The sequence below is a fragment of the Paraburkholderia xenovorans genome (genome assembly GCF_046030735.1).
In the GTDB taxonomy this organism is placed as follows: domain Bacteria; phylum Pseudomonadota; class Gammaproteobacteria; order Burkholderiales; family Burkholderiaceae; genus Paraburkholderia; species Paraburkholderia xenovorans_A.
This window is the reverse complement of sequence record NZ_JAQQBV010000017.1, coordinates 12,870-32,160: the sequence shown is the minus strand read 5'-3', so window position 1 is coordinate 32,160 and position 19,291 is coordinate 12,870. Positions and strand designations below refer to the sequence as shown.

At 61.9% G+C, this 19,291-nt stretch carries 17 protein-coding genes; 7 read left to right on the top strand and 10 right to left on the bottom strand.

Features of this window, described 5'->3' with window-relative positions; translation table 11 throughout:
- Nucleotides 1-891 (bottom strand): PhzF family protein, encoded by an 891-nt coding sequence (locus tag PQQ51_RS18305; protein WP_408498200.1) that lies wholly within the window; start codon nucleotides 889-891, stop codon nucleotides 1-3.
- Between the two features lie 215 nt (nucleotides 892-1,106).
- Here PQQ51_RS18305 and PQQ51_RS18300 point away from each other — a divergent pair, with 215 nt between their 5' ends.
- A complete protein-coding gene (locus PQQ51_RS18300; RefSeq protein ID WP_408498199.1) occupies nucleotides 1,107-1,955 on the top strand; it encodes a helix-turn-helix domain-containing protein in 849 nt (282 codons plus the stop codon).
- A gap of 36 nt (nucleotides 1,956-1,991) precedes the next feature.
- On the opposite strand, the gene PQQ51_RS18295 is transcribed toward PQQ51_RS18300, so the two are convergent.
- On the bottom strand, nucleotides 1,992-2,393 hold the full coding sequence (locus tag PQQ51_RS18295; protein ID WP_408498197.1) for a hypothetical protein: 402 nt from the start codon (nucleotides 2,391-2,393) through the stop codon (nucleotides 1,992-1,994).
- Between the two features lie 136 nt (nucleotides 2,394-2,529).
- Here PQQ51_RS18295 and PQQ51_RS18290 point away from each other — a divergent pair, with 136 nt between their 5' ends.
- The 5 genes from PQQ51_RS18290 (at nucleotide 2,530) to PQQ51_RS18270 (ending at nucleotide 9,452) form a co-directional block, all read left to right on the top strand.
- On the top strand, nucleotides 2,530-2,985 hold the full coding sequence (locus PQQ51_RS18290; protein ID WP_408498196.1) for a hypothetical protein: 456 nt from the start codon (nucleotides 2,530-2,532) through the stop codon (nucleotides 2,983-2,985).
- A 93-nt stretch (nucleotides 2,986-3,078) separates the two neighbouring features.
- Nucleotides 3,079-4,380, top strand: a complete 1,302-nt coding sequence (locus PQQ51_RS18285) for a UDP-N-acetylglucosamine 1-carboxyvinyltransferase (RefSeq protein ID WP_408498195.1) — start codon at nucleotides 3,079-3,081, stop codon at nucleotides 4,378-4,380.
- Nucleotides 4,381-4,549: 169 nt separating this feature from the next.
- Nucleotides 4,550-5,761, top strand: coding sequence for a GGDEF domain-containing protein (locus PQQ51_RS18280; protein WP_408498194.1), 1,212 nt, complete (start codon nucleotides 4,550-4,552; stop codon nucleotides 5,759-5,761).
- Between the two features lie 232 nt (nucleotides 5,762-5,993).
- Nucleotides 5,994-7,742, top strand: coding sequence for a methyl-accepting chemotaxis protein (locus tag PQQ51_RS18275; protein WP_408498193.1), 1,749 nt, complete (start codon nucleotides 5,994-5,996; stop codon nucleotides 7,740-7,742).
- 345 nt (nucleotides 7,743-8,087) lie between these two features.
- The gene (locus PQQ51_RS18270) at nucleotides 8,088-9,452 is read left to right on the top strand and encodes a DUF1214 domain-containing protein (protein WP_408498192.1); all 1,365 of its coding nucleotides are present in this window, start codon (nucleotides 8,088-8,090) and stop codon (nucleotides 9,450-9,452) included.
- A gap of 7 nt (nucleotides 9,453-9,459) precedes the next feature.
- On the opposite strand, the gene PQQ51_RS18265 is transcribed toward PQQ51_RS18270, so the two are convergent.
- The 7 genes from PQQ51_RS18265 to PQQ51_RS18235 form a co-directional block, all read right to left on the bottom strand.
- Nucleotides 9,460-9,861: a VOC family protein gene (locus PQQ51_RS18265; RefSeq protein ID WP_408498191.1), complete on the bottom strand. Its 402-nt coding sequence runs from the start codon at nucleotides 9,859-9,861 to the stop codon at nucleotides 9,460-9,462.
- 300 nt (nucleotides 9,862-10,161) lie between these two features.
- Nucleotides 10,162-11,271 carry a porin gene (locus PQQ51_RS18260; protein ID WP_408498190.1) on the bottom strand — a complete coding sequence of 370 codons (1,110 nt, stop codon included), beginning with the start codon at nucleotides 11,269-11,271 and terminating at the stop codon, nucleotides 10,162-10,164.
- Between the two features lie 122 nt (nucleotides 11,272-11,393).
- Nucleotides 11,394-12,500, bottom strand: a complete 1,107-nt coding sequence (locus PQQ51_RS18255) for a hypothetical protein (RefSeq protein WP_408498189.1) — start codon at nucleotides 12,498-12,500, stop codon at nucleotides 11,394-11,396.
- On the bottom strand, nucleotides 12,487-13,806 hold the full coding sequence (locus PQQ51_RS18250) for an MFS transporter (RefSeq protein ID WP_408498188.1): 1,320 nt from the start codon (nucleotides 13,804-13,806) through the stop codon (nucleotides 12,487-12,489). Before PQQ51_RS18250 ends, PQQ51_RS18255 begins: the two co-directional genes overlap by 14 nt.
- Nucleotides 13,807-13,916: 110 nt before the next feature.
- Nucleotides 13,917-15,068 carry a DUF5624 domain-containing protein gene (locus PQQ51_RS18245; RefSeq protein WP_408498187.1) on the bottom strand — a complete coding sequence of 384 codons (1,152 nt, stop codon included), beginning with the start codon at nucleotides 15,066-15,068 and terminating at the stop codon, nucleotides 13,917-13,919.
- A 15-nt stretch (nucleotides 15,069-15,083) separates the two neighbouring features.
- Nucleotides 15,084-15,962 (bottom strand): amidohydrolase family protein, encoded by an 879-nt coding sequence (locus tag PQQ51_RS18240; protein ID WP_408498186.1) that lies wholly within the window; start codon nucleotides 15,960-15,962, stop codon nucleotides 15,084-15,086.
- 25 nt (nucleotides 15,963-15,987) lie between these two features.
- Complete coding sequence (locus tag PQQ51_RS18235; protein ID WP_408498185.1) at nucleotides 15,988-16,764, bottom strand: HpcH/HpaI aldolase family protein; 777 nt, start codon at nucleotides 16,762-16,764, stop codon at nucleotides 15,988-15,990.
- Between the two features lie 98 nt (nucleotides 16,765-16,862).
- Here PQQ51_RS18235 and PQQ51_RS18230 point away from each other — a divergent pair, with 98 nt between their 5' ends.
- The gene (locus PQQ51_RS18230) at nucleotides 16,863-17,750 is read left to right on the top strand and encodes a LysR substrate-binding domain-containing protein (RefSeq protein WP_408498184.1); all 888 of its coding nucleotides are present in this window, start codon (nucleotides 16,863-16,865) and stop codon (nucleotides 17,748-17,750) included.
- A 42-nt stretch (nucleotides 17,751-17,792) separates the two neighbouring features.
- Here the strand turns inward: PQQ51_RS18230 and PQQ51_RS18225 are convergent, their stop codons facing one another.
- Nucleotides 17,793-19,277 carry a DHA2 family efflux MFS transporter permease subunit gene (locus PQQ51_RS18225; RefSeq protein ID WP_408498183.1) on the bottom strand — a complete coding sequence of 495 codons (1,485 nt, stop codon included), beginning with the start codon at nucleotides 19,275-19,277 and terminating at the stop codon, nucleotides 17,793-17,795.
- Nucleotides 19,278-19,291 lie beyond the last annotated feature (14 nt).

The window sequence follows — 19,291 nt, the reverse complement described above, 5'->3', positions numbered from 1 at the left end:
TCAGGCCTCCTCGATCAGACAGACCGGGCCGCTGAGCCAGCAGCCCTGGCGCGCGTCGGCGGGATCGCGGAAGTCCACGCCGATCGCGGACGGACGTCCCATCGCCACGCCCTGACGCACGACGATCCCGCGTTCACCCGCCGCGACGAGTCCATAGCGATGCGCGCCGAACAGCAGCGCGGCCGCCGCAATGCCGGTCGCCGCGTCTTCCGGATAGCCGGATGAGCGGGGAAACTGCCGTGCGTCGAACACGTGCGGCGCGTCGGCGTCGAGCGAAAACGGATAGAGACCGGTCGACGACAACGCGTCGCATACCGCTTCGATGCGCTCCAGTTTCGGCGCGATGGCGTTCAGCCGCGCGGTCGTGCGGACCGGCACCAGCGTTTTGGTGCGGCTCGTGGTGGCGTTGACGATGCCGAGCGGCAGCAGATCGTCCGCAGTGAGGTTCAATGCATCGAGCGTCCGGGCGATCAGCGCGGTGTCGTTCACCGGCTCGACGCGGCCAGCGGGCTGGCTGACTTCGATACGCGAGTCCGACGCGTCCGATGCATCCGACGCCTGGTAACGTGCTTCGACAATACCGCTCAACGTCTCGATCCGCGCCGTATCCGTGCGCCACACGCCGGTGTGACGCAGCAGCCACAATGCGCCCAGCGTCGCGTGTCCGCACATCTCCATCTCGTGATTCGGCACGAAGAAGCGGAACCGGAAGTCGTGGCGCGGATCGGCGGCGCGCATGACGAACGCGCTTTCATGGCCGTAAGCGCGTGCCACGTCTTTCATCTGCGTGTCCGACCAGCCGTTCGCGTCGAGTGCAATCGGGGCCGGATTGCCACCGTTGTCGGTCGTGGAAAATACCCGTACGAGTTGTACCGGTTGTACGTCGTGCATGCGCGTGTTCCCTTATTCTGGCGCACCCCGTGGGTGTGTCGCGTTTCGTGAAGCGGGGCCGAAGCCCGGCCTGCCATGCTTCGCAGCATGCGCGATCGGTTTTTTTTCTTCGCTTCCATTTGGGCCGAAACACTCGCACTATTGGGCCATCGTGGCTTGCGGACAGCGCATGCGTTGTCCGCAACGGCCCGAAACCCGAGTCGCAGGACCCCGTTATGTCTTATCAAACCGCTGCTTCGCACATTCCCGCCGATCGCGTGTCCGCGACCTGCCGCATCACCATGGCCGGTTACGCGACGTCGTGGCACGAGCATGAGGAGTTCATGTTTCTGCTGCCGCGCCGGGGCGCGTTGACGTTGAATTCGGAGCATTCGAAGCACGCGCAGCGTATTGCGGCCGGTGTGCTCGCGGTGGTGCCGCCCCGAGGTTTCCACGAAACCGCGAGCAATCGCGGCGAGCATTGCCATACGGCGGTGTATGTACAGCGGGATTTCGTGTCGTTTTGCGCGCGCAAGGTCAACGCTGCGATGGCTGGCGGCGATGCGCCGCGCTATTTCACCCCGTCGCCCGCACTGCTCGGCGCACTGCATCTGCACGGCCAGTTGAGCCATGTCGACGCCGGTGCCGCTGCGGATGTCGCCGATGAACTGCCCCGCTACCGGCAGGATCTGCTCGACCGGCTGATTGCGTCGGCATGCGTCGAGGTCGCGCTGAGCGGCGCGCAAAACCGTGCTGCCGATGCCGGGCTGTCACGCGAACAACTCGTCGACGAGATCAAGGGATATCTCGACGCAATGCTCGCGGAGCGCGTCGATATCGATACGATTGCGTTGGAGTTCGGGATGTCGCGGCGTCATCTGACGCGCGTTTTTCGCGAGCAGGCCGGCGAAAGCATCACCGACTATCAGATGCGCCAACGTGTGGCGCGGGCCGCCGCGCTGCTGAATGTGCCCGGCACGACCGTGCTTGCGGCGGCAATGAGCGTGGGCGTCGAATCGCCTTCCTATCTCGCGCGGCTATTCAACCGGTTCGGCATGCCGTTGCCGCGCGCTTTCAAAGCGTGAAGCCGGAGTTCGACGCTTGCGCAGTCGTATGAAAATTCACTCCTCGCATTTCACGTCCTGCTTTCGCACATAGATGATCGCCGGATAGTCGCCGTGATCGAGTTCGACACGCGCGACCACCGCGATTGTCGTGGCGTCGATCTCGTCGTACACGCTGACTTTCTCGTTCCTCAGGCTGGTGAGGCCGGTACAGCCGGACGCGCGGCCCTCATCGGAAATCTTGCATTGAATCGGGTTGTCCGCGAAATAGCGATATCGGTCGCGCTCGGAGGTCGCCATGTACTCGCGAAAGCTCTGTTCCGATCCGCCGATGCCGGTGACATAACCAATTGCGCACTGCAGTTTCGGCGTATCACCACCATTGGACGTTTGGGCCGCCGCGCCCGTGCTTGCGGCCACGATGAGCGCCGCGAATGTCGATGCAAGGAGGTATTTCATGCGCGCTTCACGTTGGATGGATCGAATGGCTGAATTGTAATGGCATCTCGCGCAAGGCCGCAGTGGACTCGAATCTGTGAGCGTTTTCGACGCGCCGCTATAATCGCCGTCGAAACCGAATAGAGGACATGGACTCGTGAAAAAGATTGCTGCCGTTACGTTTATTGCGCTCGCACTCGCTGCATGCTCATCCCCGGAAAAGGAAGCGGCGCGCGCCCAGGCGTTCGTCCATGACGAGACCAGCCTGGCCGCCGCGCAACGCAATGCGGCGGTGGATTGCACCGCGGCGAACTGCGACGCGGCCTGGGCGCTGACGAAACGCTATATCGAGCAGCAGTCCGATACGGCGGTGACGCGCGCGGATGCCGTCGCGATCGACACCGACGTGCCTTCCCGCTCGGGCAAGGTCGCATTTTCGGCGACCCGCGATGCCAGAGGTGCAGGCGCAACGCTCACGCTGTTCGCGCAGTGCCGCGGCATGTACGGGCCGGACAACGCGAAAGGCTCGGACTATGACGAGTGCGCGGAGAAAATCCTCAAGACGCAGAACGGTTATGTGGCGTTTCTCCGGGCGCATGCGTCCGCGCAATAAAAAAGCGTCCCTGGAAATCCCGAAGTATCTTGCGCTAGCGGTCCAATGGCATGATGATGACCTCGCTTATCAACTCGCCAGCCTCTCTCGAACATGTCGAATCTGATCGTACATGGCGGCCTGCCGCTACGCGGCGAGATCGTGCCGTCCGCCAACAAGAATGCCGTTCTACCCATCCTGTGCGCCACGCTGCTGACCGATCAGCCGCTGCGTCTCATCGGCGTCCCTGAAATCACCGACGTGAAGAAGATCCTCGAGATCTTCCGCACGCTCGGCAGCAAGGTGTCGATGGATTTCGCCACCGGCGTCCTCGATTTGCATCACCATGCCACGTTCTTCGATCCGGTCGCGCACCGGTTGCCCGAGGAAATGCGCTCGTCGATCATGCTGGTGCCGCCGTTGCTGGCGCGCTTCGGTGTCGCGCGCCTGGAGAACGACGTGAAGGGCTGTACGCTCGGCGTGCGCGAGATCGATCCGCACGTCGAGGTGTTCGAGCGTTTCGGCGCGGGCGTGGAGCGCACGGCGGACTCGCTGATCGTGCGCGCCAGCACGCGAATGGTCGCCAATCACCATTGGCTCGACTACGCGTCGGTTACCACCACCGAAAACTTCGTGCTGTGCGCGGCGTCGGCAAACGGCACGTCGACGCTGGTCAACGCGGCCTCCGAGCCTCACGTGCAGGAGTTTTGCCGTTTTCTCGCGATGCTGGGTGTGCCGATCGAAGGCCTCGGCACCTCGCGTCTGAGTGTGGAGGGCGGCCATAAACTCGGCGGCGGCGAGTTCCGGTTTAGCGAGGATTTCCACGAGATCACGACGTTTCTCGCGCTCGGTGCGATCACCGGCGGCGATATCGCGGTCAAAAATACCGCGCCCGATCAGTTCCCGCTGATCGACCGCACGTTCGCGAAGTTCGGCGTGGAAGTCGTGCATCGCGACGGCTGGTCGCGCGCGGTTCGCGAAGGCCCGCTGCGAGTGCGCCGTCCGTTCACGCAGAACATTCTCACCAAGGTGGAAGCGGCGCCGTGGCCGTATTTGCCCGTCGATCTGCTGCCGATCTTCATCGCGCTCGGCGTGAAAGCCGAAGGTAGTGCGATGTTCTGGAACAAGGTCTACGACGGAGCGATGGGCTGGTCCGTCGAACTGTCCAAATTCGGCGCGCACGTGTTCCTATCCGATCCGCATCGTTTGATCACGTTCGGTGGGCTCGCACTGAGTCCGGCCAAAGTCGAGAGCCCGTACATCATTCGCGTGGCCATTGCGTTGCTGATGGTGGCCGCGAGCATCGAAGGACGCTCGGAAATCACCAATGCATTGCCGATCCGGCGCGCCCACCCGAATTTTGTCGAGAATTTGCGTTCGGTGGGCGCGAACGTGGAGTGGACCAGCAGCGAATGATGGCTTCGAATAACTAGCATTTAACTGGTATTTCGCAGGGCGATGCTTCGATATGTTTATCGAGTTTCGCCCGTTGCATTTGGCAGGGAGCGGCGTCGCGAGGTCTTATTTTCAGCGTAAAATTCCGGCTGGCGCCGCGATTTACCGGCGTAGATCCCTCCCGTCCGCAATGCAAGTCGACCTTATTACCCTTTATCTCCTTGCGATAGGAACGCTTCTCGCCAGTTCCGGGATGACGCTCTGGGAGCATCGAACTCATCCTAAACGCAGCAGGGAATTGAGGATACTGGCAGCGGGATACGCGACGCTAGCCATCGGTTGCGCGGCCGCCGCGTTCCGTCGCGAGTTGCCCGGTGTCGCGGGCTCGGCGGTGAGCAATCTGATTATCGATTGCGGTTATCTGCTGGTTCTGCACGGCGTGGCGTCCCTGAGCGGGCGGCAGTATCGGCTGAGTTCGATCGGCCTTCTCGCGGTGCAGGCGCTGATGTGGGCGGTTGGCGGCACGCAATGGCAAGAAGTTGTCTGGATCTATGCGAGCGCGCTGCCCATTGCGATTGCGTCCGGCATGACGTCGATCGAATTGCTGCGAAGCGACGGACTGAAACGTTTGCAGGCGCGCAATATTGCGGCAATCGTGGCGGGCATTCATGCGCTTTTCTATGCCGCGAGGGCGTTGATCTTGCCGTGGCTGGTCGCGGCTTATGGGAAAGATCTCGCGTTGGTCGTCAGCAAAATCACGATGTATGAAGGCGTGCTGTATTCGGTTATTTTGCCGATGACGTTGCTGAAACTCATCCGCGAAGAAACTCACGGGCAGCTTTTGCAGGAATCGCAAACGGATTATCTGACCGGTCTCGGTAATCGCCGCTGGTTTTTCGAAGAAAGCGCGCGCGTCATTCGCAACGGCGCGGCGTCCACGCCAGTTTCACTGCTTGCACTCGATCTCGATCACTTCAAGACGATTAACGATCGATACGGTCACGAGACCGGCGACGAAGTTCTGAAATCGTTTGCACGAATTGCACGCGGCTTAGTGGGACCCGACGCGGTTCTCGCCCGCATAGGCGGCGAGGAATTCGCCGTGTTGCTGCCAGGTCATGACAGCGCCCGCGCCAAAGCGGTGGGCGACGCGGTGATCAGGCGCTTCGCCGAGACGATCTCGCACAGGTACAACGGCGTCGAGATACGCGCGACGGTCAGCATCGGTCTCGCGCAGTCGGCAGGCGTCGCGCTCACGCTCGCCGATTTGCTGGCCGCCGCGGACCACGCGTTGTATAGCGCGAAATCGCTCGGCGGTAACCGGCTCGAACTGGCACGGAGCGGCGCGCACTCGAACTTGCCTGACGCTGAGCATGCGCGTCGCCAGGAAAACACCTTTTAAGTCGCCTGCGCTGTGTTGTAGCGAGCCCTCAGCTCATCCGAGTTTGCAGGCCAGATCTTTCGGCGTCTTACCAAATCGGCCTTATCACGTCCGTATGCCTAAAGTTTTCCGGCAAATCGTCGTCAATGCCTAGGTAGTTTCACTTAATTCGATGACGAGGCCGAAGCCGGCACGAACGCGGGTCGCCGGTTCGATAGTCGGTGCATTGGTCGCAGCGGACGGAAAAAATATCGTGACGTATTTAAAAAATATGAGAGTGGTGACGCAGCTTGTTTCAGCCTTTGCGGTAGTCATTCTCCTGCTGGTCGGTCTGGGCGTGTTTTCGCTGAGCGAGGTGAGTGCCGAAAATGATCACGTGGCGGCGCTGCGCGATAAATGGTCCGCCAGTGTCAGCAGCAGTCTGCGGATGCAGAACGCGCTGAACCAGATTCGTCTCGCGGAATTCCGGATGGCCTCGACCGACAAGCTCGACGAGGTGCAAGGGGTGGAGTCGAGGATGGACCCGCGCATCGACGAGTTCCGGCGCGCCAGCGCGGACTACGAAAAGCTCATCTCGGAGCCTGAAGAGAAAACGGCGTTCGCGGAGGTGCAGAGGCTGGCGCCCCAGTACATGGATTTCGACCGCCAGGTGCGCGATCAGGCGAAGGCCGGCAACCCGCAGCAAGCAATGAGCATCCTGACGGGCCCGGCGGGCAAGGTCCGCGATGCAATCATCAAGAACATCGACACGATCGTCGCCATCAATGAGCAGGGCGCCGCGAGGGAAGGAAAGATCGCCAACGACGCGTATCACACCGCGATTGCGCTGACGATCGGTTTGAGCGCCGCAGCCGCGGTGATCGCGTTGGGCGTGGCGCTCGTGATCGCCCGCGGCGTGGTTGGGCAGCTCGGCGGCGAGCCGCGGGAAGCCGCGGCCATGGCGAGCGAGATCGCCGCCGGCAACCTGCGCATCGCCGTGCGGTTGAAGGCCGGCGACACCAGCAGCCTGATGTATTCGCTGGTCGCGATGAAAGAGCAACTGACCGATATCGTGCGTGGCATCAAGGGTTCGAGCGAATCCATTACGATTGCCGCCGCCGAGATTGCGCAAGGCAATACCGATCTGTCGCAGCGCACGGAGGAACAGGCTGCGTCGCTGGAAGAGACCGCGTCGAGCATGGAAGAACTGACGAGCGTGGTGCGCCAGAACGCGGACAACGCCAAACAGGCAAGCCAGTTGGCCGAAACCGGTTCGAGCGTCGCGCAACGGGGTGGCTCGGAGATCGGCCGCGTCGTGGCGACCATGCATGAGATTGCCGAGAGCTCCGCGCGCGTCGCCGAGATCATCAGCGTGATCGAAGGGATCGCTTTCCAGACCAATATCCTCGCGCTCAACGCGGCTGTCGAGGCCGCACGCGCCGGCGAACAGGGCCGCGGTTTTGCGGTCGTGGCCGGCGAAGTCCGCACGCTCGCCCAGCGCAGCGCGACCGCCGCGAAGGAAATCAAGGACCTGATTACCGAATCGGTGACGCGGATCGACAACGGCTCGAAGCTGGTCGAAGACGCGGGTCGTACGATGGACGAAATCGTGTCGTCTGCGCGCCGCACGACCGACATCATGAACGAGATCGCCGCAGCTTCCGAGGAACAGAGCACCGGCATCGGACAGGTGAACACCGCGATCACGCAGATGGATGAAGTGACGCAGCAGAACGCGGCGCTCGTCGAGCAGGCCTCGGCGGCGGCGCAGGCGTTGGCGCAGCAGGCGCAGGAGCTGCGCAGTGCGGTGTCGGTGTTCAATGTCGAGGGCGGCGCTCCGAGGACGGCCGCGGAGCCGCTAAAGACTGCGCTGCCGGTCTCGCGCAATTCGGGAAGCACGGCTAAGGCTCGTGTTCAGGCCCAGACCGCCCGCACGCGGATAGCCACGCGTGTCGAACCGGTGCGTGCAGCTGTGTCCGGTAGCGTAACCACCAACGACGCCGATAACTGGCAGACTTTCTAAGCAAACGGGAGCGGGTTCTCCGCCCGACTCCCGCGACTTCATAGGCATCGTTTCAGCGCGGCGCGGCTAGGCGAGCTGCGCCGCCTGAAACGATCGATCGTCTACGTCGAATATCAATTCCCTTTTGCCCCAGCGGCAATGCGCGCTAAATCGGTATTTGCCTGTTATACCTGGTTGATTTCAAGCGCTGCGCATAAATGGCGTCAATTTCCCATTCAATATCCGCCAATCCGACTGGCGGCCCGGAACAATGGAATTTAAAGATAAACGTAATGTCTTGTCGTGCTGACCTTTCTCATTTAAATTCGTGGGCACTCCAATGAAAGACTAAACAGGATCGAGCGCATGCTGAATACCACAAAGCCAATGAAATGGATTTATTCCGTTATTGCGGTCGGTCTGATTGGAATGGGTGTGGCCGCCTGCAGTTCACCAGGGGCGAATGTGGCAAATCAGGCGAGTGCGGCTGCGCCTTCCGATGACGAGATCGTGTCGGCGTGGAATTATCTGTACGGGCGCTATCTGGTGTTGCGGCAGGAGAATTACGACATCAATGTCGAGAAAGTCGGCTACAACAAGATCAAATACAACCCGCTGGGCTCGGCTCAGTTCGTCAATCCCAACCTCGACGTCGCCTATCTCGAAGCATGGCTGGTTGCGGACAAGGATCACGCTGTCATCCTGAACGTGCCCAAAATCACCGGGCGCTACTACACCGCTCAGTTGCTCGACGGTTGGGGCGAGGTCATCGCCAACATCAATGAGCGGACCTATCCGGATCACCCGTATGGCAAGTTTGCTCTGGTGATCAAAGGCACCAATCCGCCTGTACCTGCCGGCGCGGTCAAGATCGAGTTGCCGTCGGCCAAAGCGAAACTGCTGGCGCGAGTCGAATTGAAGAACTCGCCGAAAGTTGCGGTGAAGTTGCAGCGCCAGTTCACGGTGAACGCGTCACCGGATATCCAGATCGATCCGCCTTTCCCCGTGCCGTCGTTTACGCCGTCCGCACCGATCGGCGCGGAAATATTCGATCACGTGAGCGAGGCATTGGCCACCTATCCGGACGCAATGCCGAAGGCCGCCGAATATCAGGCGTCGGCGATCAAGGTTGCAACCTATGCGAAGAGCGACGATGCGTCGCGCAAACGGGTGAGCGACGTCGTCAACGCGAAGGCGATTCCGGGTTTCCTCCAGCATGCGAAGGGCTTCGGCACGCAGAAGGACGGCTGGTCGGTGACTTACGTGGCGGGCAAGTTCGGCAATGATTACGTGGCGCGCGACATCGTCAATTACGGCGGTTTGTGGGCTAATGTCATCAGCGAGGCGATCTATTTCGTGGGCCTCAACGACAGCGACAAGCAGCCCCTCGACGGAAGCAAAACCTATGAGATCCGTTTCCCGAAAGGCGATAGACCGGATCAGCATGTGAATGCATTCTGGTCCGTGACGTTGTACAGCGTGCCGGACTATCGCGTCGTGCCCAACGCGCTGCGCCGCTATAACCTGAACAACATGTCCCACCTGAAGGCGAATGCGGACGGCAGTACGAGCATCTGGCTCGCGCCTGCGCGGCCGAAGAACGTGCCGCAAAGCAATTGGCTGCCCACGCCGGAGGGTAAGGGGTTCTCGTTGAACTTCCGTACCTACGTTCCGAAGGACGAAGTCCAGCAGGGCAATTGGTTTCCTGCGCCGATTGTGAACGTGCAGTGATCCATGTCTAGAACAGCTTTTGCCATTGCTCCTGCTTCTGCATGTCGGCGCGTGTATTGATTTCGATCAGTACGCCGTCGGGCGAGCGACAAAAGAACCGCGATCCACGTGAATTGTTGAAGACGCCGGTTTCCATCCGAACGCCGCCATCGAGGAATTTTTGGTAGAGGGTTTGGAGGTCCTCAAGGCTATCGACCTCCAGCCCGAAGTGGAAGTTGGCCGGCCAAACCGGTACTTCGTGTTCGACATGGTCCAGAACGATGTCGAAGCCGTTGCGCTTGAGCAGGCAGCTATTTCCAGCAGCGACGATTTCGCAGCCGAGGTATTTTTCGAAAAATGCGGCCGTCTCGGCTACGTTGGTGGTGGGAAAGCTGAGGTGATTCAGCTTTGCTTCTTTATGAAGATTCATGATCGATCTCGCAGGAAATGGGTGTCGTGTGGAAGGGTAGTCGTCAGCTCGACTTACGCGATTAACCTGACCGCGTCGTTCCACAGAACCCATTTTGCGAGTGATTGCTCGCTTTTTAAACTCGCTTTGAGCGGTATGGGTGTGCGGGCTTGAAACTCAATAGTGGCAAGGCTCCCGGCCATCTGCCGCAACACGGGCGCAAACCATTGCTCGTATTTGCGAACGCCACCAGGTTCTCAGAGCGGCACCTGCCGACGACATACCCATGGTGAGGTCCGGCCCGATCGCTCCGGTGGCGAACTAGAACAACGTCCGAATCCCGACCCGCACCGCGGTCGAAGACTGCCCGCTGCTCACATACTCGCCATTTGCAAACACAGGCGCGGCGCCGCCGCCCAGAAACACCGGCGCCGCGCCGCCTGAAGCGCGCAGATATGTCGCGCTGGTGTAGACGTCGGTGCGTTTGGACAACGCATAATCGAGCAGCACCGTCACGTTTTGCCATTTCTGTGCTTCGAGCTTGCTATACCAGTAGCCACCCATCAGCGTCGTGGCGGGCGTGAGTTGAAATACTTCATTCGCCTCGTAAGTGGTCATCGATCCACTATCGTTGCGAACTCGAAAATGCGTATCGGTGAATAACAAGCGGGTGAGGCTTCGGCCAAAACGGTAACTGCCGCCCACTCCGACACTGCTGACGCTGTTCGCCACTATCGGTCCGGCGGGCAGATCGGGAAACAACGTCGTGCCGGCCTGCGTCGGCGCATTGACCCCAAGGTCATGCGTGTCCGTATAAGCCGCGCCCAGGTTCAGCGGCCCGTTCGAATAGCGCAGCCCGAAAGCGATCACGCGGCCCGTGCCCGCCGAAACGGATTGCGAAGGAAAGGCGTACAACGCGCCGGCGGAGAATCCGCCATAGTTCGGCGAAGTGTATTTGAGCGCGTTGTTGATATGCAGCGTGCCGGCCAGATGGTCGAAGTCGCCGGGGTGCCATGCATACTGGCCGGCGAGTTGCCCCATTGCGAACTGCGTGAGGTTGTCCCAGAAGAAGTCATATTGCTTGCCGAGCGTGAACGTCCCGTATTTCGGCGCGCTCAGTCCGAGCCATGCCTGGCGGCTGAACAGCACACCCGATTGCACCATCGTGCCCGAATACAGGTTGAAGCCGTTCTCCAGGTCGAAAACGACTTTCGTCCCGCCGCCGATATCTTCGACGCCACGCAAACCCCAGCGATTGGATTGAATCGAGCCGTCGTTCGCGACAAACGTGCCGTGGCCGTTCAGGTTGCTGAAGTACGTCAGTCCGGCATCGATAATGCCGTACAACGTGATGCTGCTTTGCGCATAGGCGGTATGGCTAGTCACTGCCAATACGGCTGCCGCGCTCAAACTCAACGCAAACTTTTTCATTGCTCGTCTCCAGGTTTTATTTTTTAAAGGCAAAGCGGTGCCCTCCCTTTCTGGAAGGGATTTCAATTCCCATGTGGGACTGCCCGGCTGGCCGCCGGGCTATTCAGGTTTCGACGAAGCCGCTAACCGTTGAAGCGGTACACGGCCGAATCGGTACGAAAGCGAATCTCCGCGCTCAGGCTATTGCTGACGGCCAGATAGCGCTGAGCGTCGATCGTGAAAGTGCGGGCGTCAGTCGCGGCGGACGTTGCAAAAGTTTCGACGAGTTCGAAACGATCCTCGCGCCATTCGAAGATTTCCGATTGCGGCACCACGACCGGCGCTTTCGGCGTCCCGGTGATAAAGCACGCACGCACCAGATAAAAGCCGCGCTCGCCGTCGATCAAACAGAGTTCACGGCCGCCTGCTTCGCCGAGAGTCTGCACGGCAACGAATCGGCCGCCTTCGAATCGGTACAGCGTAGTGTGGTGGAGCAGATTCGCATGAAGCATCCACAGCATTCCGTTCGCTTCGAAAAAGCGGAATGCGCGACCGCCGCTTTCGTCGAACAACTGGAGCGTTTCGAATTGCTCGCCGTTCCAGCGATACACCGGCGAACCGCCCACGTGATCGGCGTACGCGAGAAAGTGTTCAGTACCGAAGGAGACAAATGCGAAGTTGTAGCCCCACGGTCCGTCGAGTGTCTGAAACGGTATGAAGCGCTCACCGTTCCATTCGAAAATGCACGACGTACGTGGATTCTTCGGCTCGACGCCTTCAATCACGACACCTTGAGCTAACGCGAGAAAATGCCGGCCGTCGAGCGAAAACGCGAACCATTGCTTCGCGGCAAAAACCGGAAAGTGCTGAAAAGCTACCCACTTTCCTGCGGCTCTTTCGTACAGGATGGCATCGCAATCGAGTTCGTATGGACCTTTGCCGGTCCGAATACCGGCAGTCGCGAGAAACTGCCGGCCGGTGATTTCGAAGTAGGCGAGATCTTCGCCGCCATGCACCGGCAACGCGTCGTGCTCGACAAAGCGGCCGTCCTGCCAGCGATAAATCGGTGCGTCGATATCGCTGTCGCCGCCGTTCATATACGGCGCTTCGCCGGCGACATCGCGTGCCAGTTGCGGCACGCCGAGGAAGGTGCCTTCGTCGTTCGTGAAGACTTCCACGGCGCGTGCGCCGCTCGTCGGCAGTTGCTGCAATAGGGTAAGCAGCGATGCGCCGCGCTCAGTGTTTGCCATTCCCTAACTCCGAACCGTTGATTGCAAAGGACGCGGGCGCAAGCGCCGGTCCGCTTTCTTCGCGCGGCCGCCATAGATTCGACAGACCGATGCCGAGTGCACCGCCGAGCGCCAGTAGCGCGGCCACCATGAACAACGTATCGAACGGCAGATGTTGCGACAGCAGAATGCCGCCCACCAGCGGCCCGATGATCGAGCCGGTGCGTCCGATCGCCATTGCCCAGCCGATGCCTGCGGCGCGCACGTCGGCGGGAAAGAGCCGGCTGGCGATGGCGGGGAACGTCAGTTGTCCGCCGACGAGGCATGCGCCCACCGCGAACAGCATCGCGAATGCGACGTTCCCTGCGCCGATGATGTGCCCTAGCGCGAGCGTCAATACTGCGCCACACAGGAATGAGATTGCCACCGGCACGAACGGTCCGCGCTTGCCGACCACCGTCGAGATCAGCAGCGCGCCGGCGATCGCGCCGATGTTCAGCACCACCGCGCCGAGCGCGGCGCGTGCGGGCGCGACACCGTTCATGTTCAGGATCGTCGGCATGAAACTGACGAGAAAGCCCGACAGGATCATGCTCGAGAGCACGCCGAACCAGAGCGCCAGGGTCGAGGCGAGGCGGCCGCCGCTGAACAGGTTGCCGAACAGCTTGCCGGGCAAACCGGCCCCTGACGCCGTCGCGCGCTGCCGCAGCGCGGCCAGTTGCGCACGCGAAACGGTCTGCTTCGGGATGACCAGCAACACCGGGATCAGCGCGGCGAGTGCGGCGCTGCCGCCCATCAGGAAAACGAACGGCCAGCCGAAGCGCGTCATCAACGCGGCGGTCAGCGCGCCGCCCACCACCGCGCCGAGCGGAAAGCCGATGAACATCAGAATCACCAGCGACGAGCGGCGTTGCGGTGAACTGCTTTCGGCGGTGATTGCCGCCACCGGCGGGATCGCGCCGCCCATCCCGAGGCCGCCGATAAAGCGCAGCGCTGCCAGCGTCGTTGCAGACGTGGCGAACGCACAACCGAGCGTGAAGATGCCGGTCACGCACAACGCGAGCACCAGCATCGGCCGACGCCCGAAGCGATCCGCGAGCGGACCTACGATCAGCGAACCGAGCACGGTACCGACGAAACCCGCGCCGAACACGCGTCCGAGCGATGCGTGATCGATCTGCAACGACTTCGCAAGCAGGGGCGCGACGAACGACAACATCAAGGTGTCGAAGCCGTCGATCATCGACACCGCGAAGCACACGAGCGTGATGCGCAGCACGTTGTGCGACGGCGGCCCGCTGGATTGTTCCAATCCGAAAGCGTTCATGTCTGTCTCCATCCATCAAGGGCGTTCGATTCAGCCGGCGCGTGTGCCCTCACGCGCCGGTCGGTTGTTCAAGCGGTCGGCAACGGTGCCCGCCGTTCCGCTTTATCGCTTTACGGCTTCGCCATGTCCGGATACGACACATTGGTGAAGCCGGGGATCGCGACGTTTTGCGGCTGATTGCCGTTGTCGTGAAGCTGATCGACGATGTAATCGGCCACGCAATTCGACAGCAGTTGCGCGGGGTCTTCCATGATGCGGCGCAGCCGCGCGGCGGTGGCGTCGCGATCGTCGATCGAGGTGATCGGCGGCATGCTGTCGGCGGGCGTCGGATCGAAGCGATACGCGGGCTGGTCGGGAAACAGCCGTCGCGCGATATCGATGCTCGAGCGCGTGTTGAGCCAGATACTGCGATACGTGCGCTCGAGTTCGGCGAGGCCGGCCGCGTCCGGAAGCTCGGCCGCCGAAAAAGAAGGCGCGTGCGGCGCGACGAGAATGCGCTCCGGTTGCAGCACACGTTCCGACGCGCGCCAGACGAGGTAGCACATATTGTTCGACGCCCACGTTGCGCCCGCTGTCGGGCGGCCCGATCGGCCGCTCACCAGCACCATTGCGCGTTGCCAGTCGAGCGATTGCGCGCGCAACCAGTTGCCGATCCGATAGACGATATCGAGGAACGCGAGGCCGAAGGTGGCGAACATCACATCGTTCATCGGCACGGCCAGTGCGGCGCCTGGCGGCGCGGCAAAGTACTCCGCATTCAGACACTCAAAACTCAGCAACTCGGGGTTCCGCTCGGCTCTCGCCAGCCATTCGATCGTCGTGCCGCATGTGTAATCGACGAGGTTCGCGATCTTGCGCTCCTGACCGCTGAAGCTTTCCACGGCCACATGCTCGCGCCATAACGCAACCGAGTTGGCGTCGCGCGTGGCCTCTGCATGCTGGCGCAAACGGGCCGCATCGCTTTTCCAGGCGTCGTCGTGCGGCGCGACTTCGCGCATTCGCGCGAGATAGGCCAGCGCCAACGGCAAATGCGATACCGCGGTCAGTTCGATAAAGCCGCGCGTCGATTTGCGAAAACTCTCGATGGACGGCGGCCGCCCCGCGCCCGGAAACAGCACGATATCGCTGCCGGTCGAGACCAGCATGGCTGCGTCTTCGGCTTGTTGCGCCATCTGCTGCGTCAGATGCGCGCCGATGCTTTGCGGGTCCGATGTGAACGCGCGAAACAGACCGGCAAAGGCCGCGTCGGGTTGATAGGCCATAAGCTTGCGTGTCCCCTAAAAATCGAACAGACGCGCCGGATTGTCCGACAGGATCAGCTGGTGCGCCGCGGCGTCGTCGGTCCATGCGCCGAGCAGATTCAGCAATTCGCCGGTATCGCGCGTCGAGTCGGGGATGTGCGGCCAGTCCGAGCCCCAGATCACCTTGTGCGGCGCCGCCTTGATGATCGCCTCGGCCATCGGCGCGACCGCTTCATACCCGCGATGTTTGGCGATGCGATACGGTGCGCTGAGTTTAAGCCAGCAGTTGCCGTCTTTCAGCAGATTCAACAGACGATCGAAGTCGGCCTGCGTGAGACCGTCTTCTTCCAGCATGTAGCCCATGTGGTCGATCACGAAATCGCTCTGCACGTCGGCGAGAAACGGAATCAGATTGCGCACGACCCAACCCGGTGCGTAAAACTGCACGTGCCAGCCGAGACTCGCGCACAACCGCGCCATGCGTGTGATGTATTGCTGGATCTCCGCGGTCGGCAGTCCGGCCCGCGCGAACAGATCGAGCCGCACCGCGCGCACGCCGGCCTGGTGGAAGCTGTCGAGCGTCGCCGTAGCGGTGTTCTCCTCGATCATCACGACGCCGCGCGCGATCGAGCCGGCCACATGCAGCGCGTCGATCATGCAACGGTTGTCGGTGCCGTAAAAACTCGGCTGCACGATCACGAAGCGCTTCAATTGCAGCACGCTCATCATCTGCAGATAGTGCGAAAGCTTGCCGTCCGGCAGCGTGTAATGCGGATGCTCGACCTTCGGATATTTATCTTCGGGGCCGAACACGTGCATGTGCGCATCGCAGGCGAGTTCGGGAATCTTGAACGACGGGCGCGACAGGGTTTCGTAGTCGCGCATCGGCGTGGAAATCAGCGGGGTTTCTGCCATGATCTGAAGATAGGAAAGAGTCGGATTAAAGTTGACGTGCCTGTTCGGCGCGCTCGCGCAGCGCCGCGAGATAGACATCGCTGTCGATGCCGGCAAAGATGAATGGCGCCGCGCCGTCGCGGCGCAGTTGGTCGAGCGCCTCGCACTCCGGCATCCCGCCGACGATCACCACCTTGCCGTGCCGCTGCGCCGCGGCGATCACCTTGCGGCATGCCGCCACGACGTCGGGGTGCGCCGATTCGCCGGTGTGTCCCATATCGGCCGACAAGTCGTTGCAACCGAGGGCGAGCACGTCGACGCCTTCGATCGAGGCGATCGCGTCGGCCGCTTCCACACCAGCCTGGCTTTCGATCAGCACCTTGAGCACGGTCGCGTCGTTCAGGCGACGGTTGAGTTCGCGGGCGGGTAGTTTCTCGAAGCTGACATACGGCAGCGTTGCGAGTTGCGAGCGCTGACCGAGCGGCGGAAAGCGCGTTGCGACCACCGCGTCGCGAGCCTGTTCGGCGCTTTCGACGCGCGGCACGATGATGCCGAGCGCGCCGCCATCCAGCACGCGGTTGATCGTGCCGTAGTCGCGCTCCGGCACGCGCACCCAGGGCATCAGGCCGAGATCGACCGCGCACGAGCACAACTGCGAAACGGTGTCGACCGGCAGCGAGCTGTGTTCCATGTCCACCCAGATCGTGTCGTAGCCGGCAGCTTTGGCCCAGCGGACGGCGTCCGTGGTGCGTGACGCGCGAATGCCCAGCGCAATGATTTTCTGCCTCGCTCGCAGTCGTTCGACGAGTTCCGCACCGTTCATGCTGTCTCCGTATTCGATGTTGGTGGAAGACAGTATCGCCCCGGAAACAGTTTTGATTTATTCTCTAAATCGAGGTTATTGATTTACAGGGCAAATCAATGAATATCCGTCATCTGGCGTTTTTCGTGGTCCTCGCGGAGGAACTGCATTTCCGCCGCAGCGCCGAGCGGCTGGGCATCACGCAGGCCCCGCTGAGTCTCGCGATCCAGTCGCTGGAGGCGGAGCTCGGCGCGCGGCTGTTTCACCGCACGCGCCGCACGGTGGCGCTGACCGAGGCGGGGCTCGCGCTCGTCGACGACGCGCGGGCGATCCTCGCGCGCATCGAGCATGCGAAAGAAAGCGTGTGGGAGACAGTCAGCGGGGAAGTGGGGCGCTTGCGGGTCGGCTTCACGAACGCGTCATCGTTGACGCCGCTCTTTCCGCGTCTGATTCACGCTTACCGGACGCAGCGGCCGAAGGTGAACATCTCGCTGCTCGAGCTGTCGTCGTCGTTGCAGATCGAAGCGATCGAGCAGCGTGAACTCGACGTCGGTCTGCTGCGCCTGCCGGATGAAACGCCGCGCACCGAACTCGTCTTCACGCCGTTACTGGAAGAGCCGTTGCTGGTGGCGATGCATGCCGGGCATCGGCTGGCGAAGGCCGCTTCGATCAGGATCAAGGATTTGCGTGGCGAGCCGTTCATCGCGTATCCGCGCGAGGCGGGCGTGGCGGTCTCGCAGCAGACGCTGGCGCTGTGCGCGAAACGCGGTTTCGAGCCGCACGTGGTGCAGGAGGCGCAGCAGGCTTCGACGTTGATCGGCTTGACGGCGACAGGCCTCGGCATCGCGCTGGTTCCAGCCACGCTACAGACGATTGCGGTGCCGGGCGTCGTCTTCCGAACACTGGACGAAACCGACACCACGACCACGCTGTACATCGCACACCGTTACGGCGATGCCAATGCACGAGCGATGCAATTCGCGGAGCTTGCGTTGGGGTTGCGCTGAATCATCAGGTGTGAGATGCCGGTACGACGGCGGAGGCGAGCGTCAATACCGCTCTGTGGTCGCCTCACCGGCGCCGCGCGATACATCGTGACCGTGCGCATCGGCGGACGCGTTCGCGCCGCCTGCTTGCCCCGGACGCAACAACAAACCGCCGAGAATGCCGGCAGCCGCCGCGAAAATCGCGCCGAACAGAAATGCCACGTGGTAGCCGCTATTGAGCGCCGCGACGGCGTTTTCCGACGCCTGCATCGCTTCGCTGCGCGCGGCGGCGAGGCTCGCGAGCACCGCGAGGCCGAGTGCGCCGCCCATCATGAACGACGTGTTGACGATGCCCGACGCCAACCCGGAGTCGCCCGGATCGACATCGCTCATCGCGGCGAGCAACATCGGATTGAACGCGATGCCCGCGCCGAAGCCGAGCAGCACCATGCCGGGCAGCACGTCGAGCACAAAGGTCCCGTCGACCGGTGCGCGCGCGAACAACGCGAGACCGCACGCGGCAACCAGCAGACCGACCGCAAGCGGGACGCGCAGACCAAAGCGCATCACCACACGCGCCGATAGCCCGAGCGAAAAGAACGCCATGATCACATTGGCCGGCAGGAACGCGAGCCCGACCTGCAACGGCTTATAGCCGAGCACACGTTGCAGATACAGCGCCGAGATGAAGAACCACGCGAACATTGCCGCTGCCCACAACACGCCGACTACGTTGGCGGTCGCGACATTGCGCAAGCGGAACAGTCCGAGCGGCATCAGCGGATGCTGAACGCGCGCTTCGATGGCGAGAAACACGCCGAGCAGCGCGAGCGCGACGAACAACAGGCCGAGCGTTTGCGCCGAGGTCCAGCCGGCTTCGTTGCCGTTCACGATGGCGTACACGGCAAGCATCAGCGAAGCCGTGACCGTGATTGCGCCGGCGACATCGAGCTTCTCGCCGTGCGCGTTGCCGCGCGCGGACGGCAATAGCGCGACGCACAGCGCGTAGACCGCGATGCCGATCGGCAGATTGACCAGAAAGATCCAGTGCCAGCTGAGCAGGTTGGTCAGCAGTCCGCCGAGCAACACGCCGATGCTGCCGCCGCCCGCGCACACGAATCCGTACACGCCCATCGCTTTCGCGCGCTCGCCGGGCTCGGTGAACAGATTCATGATCAGCGACAACGACACGGCCGACACGATTGCGCCGGCCACGCCTTGCACGGCACGTGCACAGACCAGCAGCACTTGCGAGGTCGAGAGGCCGCATGCGAGCGATGCGAGCGTGAACAGCGTGATGCCGGTCAGGAACAGCTTGCGGTGGCCGTACAGGTCGCCGAGACGGCCGCCCAGCAGCAGACAGCCGCCGAAGGTCAGCATGTACGCATTGACCACCCATACCAGCGAAGTTTCGGTGAAGCCGAGGTCGGCCGCGATCGACGGCAGCGCGACGTTTACGATCGTCGTGTCGAGCACGATCATCAGCACACCGAGACACAGCACGATCAGGGCCAGCCAGCGTTTATCGCCGTGAATGGAGTGAGTCATGCGGTGTCTTTGAC

Bases quoted from the DNA above. Each gene is read 5' to 3' on its own strand.
- PQQ51_RS18305 (WP_408498200.1), bottom strand. From the start codon at position 891: ATGCACGACGTACAACCGGTACAACTCGTACGGGTATTTTCCACGACC.
- PQQ51_RS18300 (WP_408498199.1), top strand. From the start codon at position 1,107: ATGTCTTATCAAACCGCTGCTTCGCACATTCCCGCCGATCGCGTGTCC.
- PQQ51_RS18295 (WP_408498197.1), bottom strand. From the start codon at position 2,393: ATGAAATACCTCCTTGCATCGACATTCGCGGCGCTCATCGTGGCCGCA.
- PQQ51_RS18285 (WP_408498195.1), top strand. From the start codon at position 3,079: ATGTCGAATCTGATCGTACATGGCGGCCTGCCGCTACGCGGCGAGATC.
- PQQ51_RS18280 (WP_408498194.1), top strand. From the start codon at position 4,550: ATGCAAGTCGACCTTATTACCCTTTATCTCCTTGCGATAGGAACGCTT.
- PQQ51_RS18270 (WP_408498192.1), top strand. From the start codon at position 8,088: ATGCTGAATACCACAAAGCCAATGAAATGGATTTATTCCGTTATTGCG.
- PQQ51_RS18265 (WP_408498191.1), bottom strand. From the start codon at position 9,861: ATGAATCTTCATAAAGAAGCAAAGCTGAATCACCTCAGCTTTCCCACC.
- PQQ51_RS18260 (WP_408498190.1), bottom strand. From the start codon at position 11,271: ATGAAAAAGTTTGCGTTGAGTTTGAGCGCGGCAGCCGTATTGGCAGTG.
- PQQ51_RS18255 (WP_408498189.1), bottom strand. From the start codon at position 12,500: ATGGCAAACACTGAGCGCGGCGCATCGCTGCTTACCCTATTGCAGCAA.
- PQQ51_RS18250 (WP_408498188.1), bottom strand. From the start codon at position 13,806: ATGAACGCTTTCGGATTGGAACAATCCAGCGGGCCGCCGTCGCACAAC.
- PQQ51_RS18245 (WP_408498187.1), bottom strand. From the start codon at position 15,068: ATGGCCTATCAACCCGACGCGGCCTTTGCCGGTCTGTTTCGCGCGTTC.
- PQQ51_RS18240 (WP_408498186.1), bottom strand. From the start codon at position 15,962: ATGGCAGAAACCCCGCTGATTTCCACGCCGATGCGCGACTACGAAACC.
- PQQ51_RS18235 (WP_408498185.1), bottom strand. From the start codon at position 16,764: ATGAACGGTGCGGAACTCGTCGAACGACTGCGAGCGAGGCAGAAAATC.
- PQQ51_RS18230 (WP_408498184.1), top strand. From the start codon at position 16,863: ATGAATATCCGTCATCTGGCGTTTTTCGTGGTCCTCGCGGAGGAACTG.
- PQQ51_RS18225 (WP_408498183.1), bottom strand. From the start codon at position 19,277: ATGACTCACTCCATTCACGGCGATAAACGCTGGCTGGCCCTGATCGTG.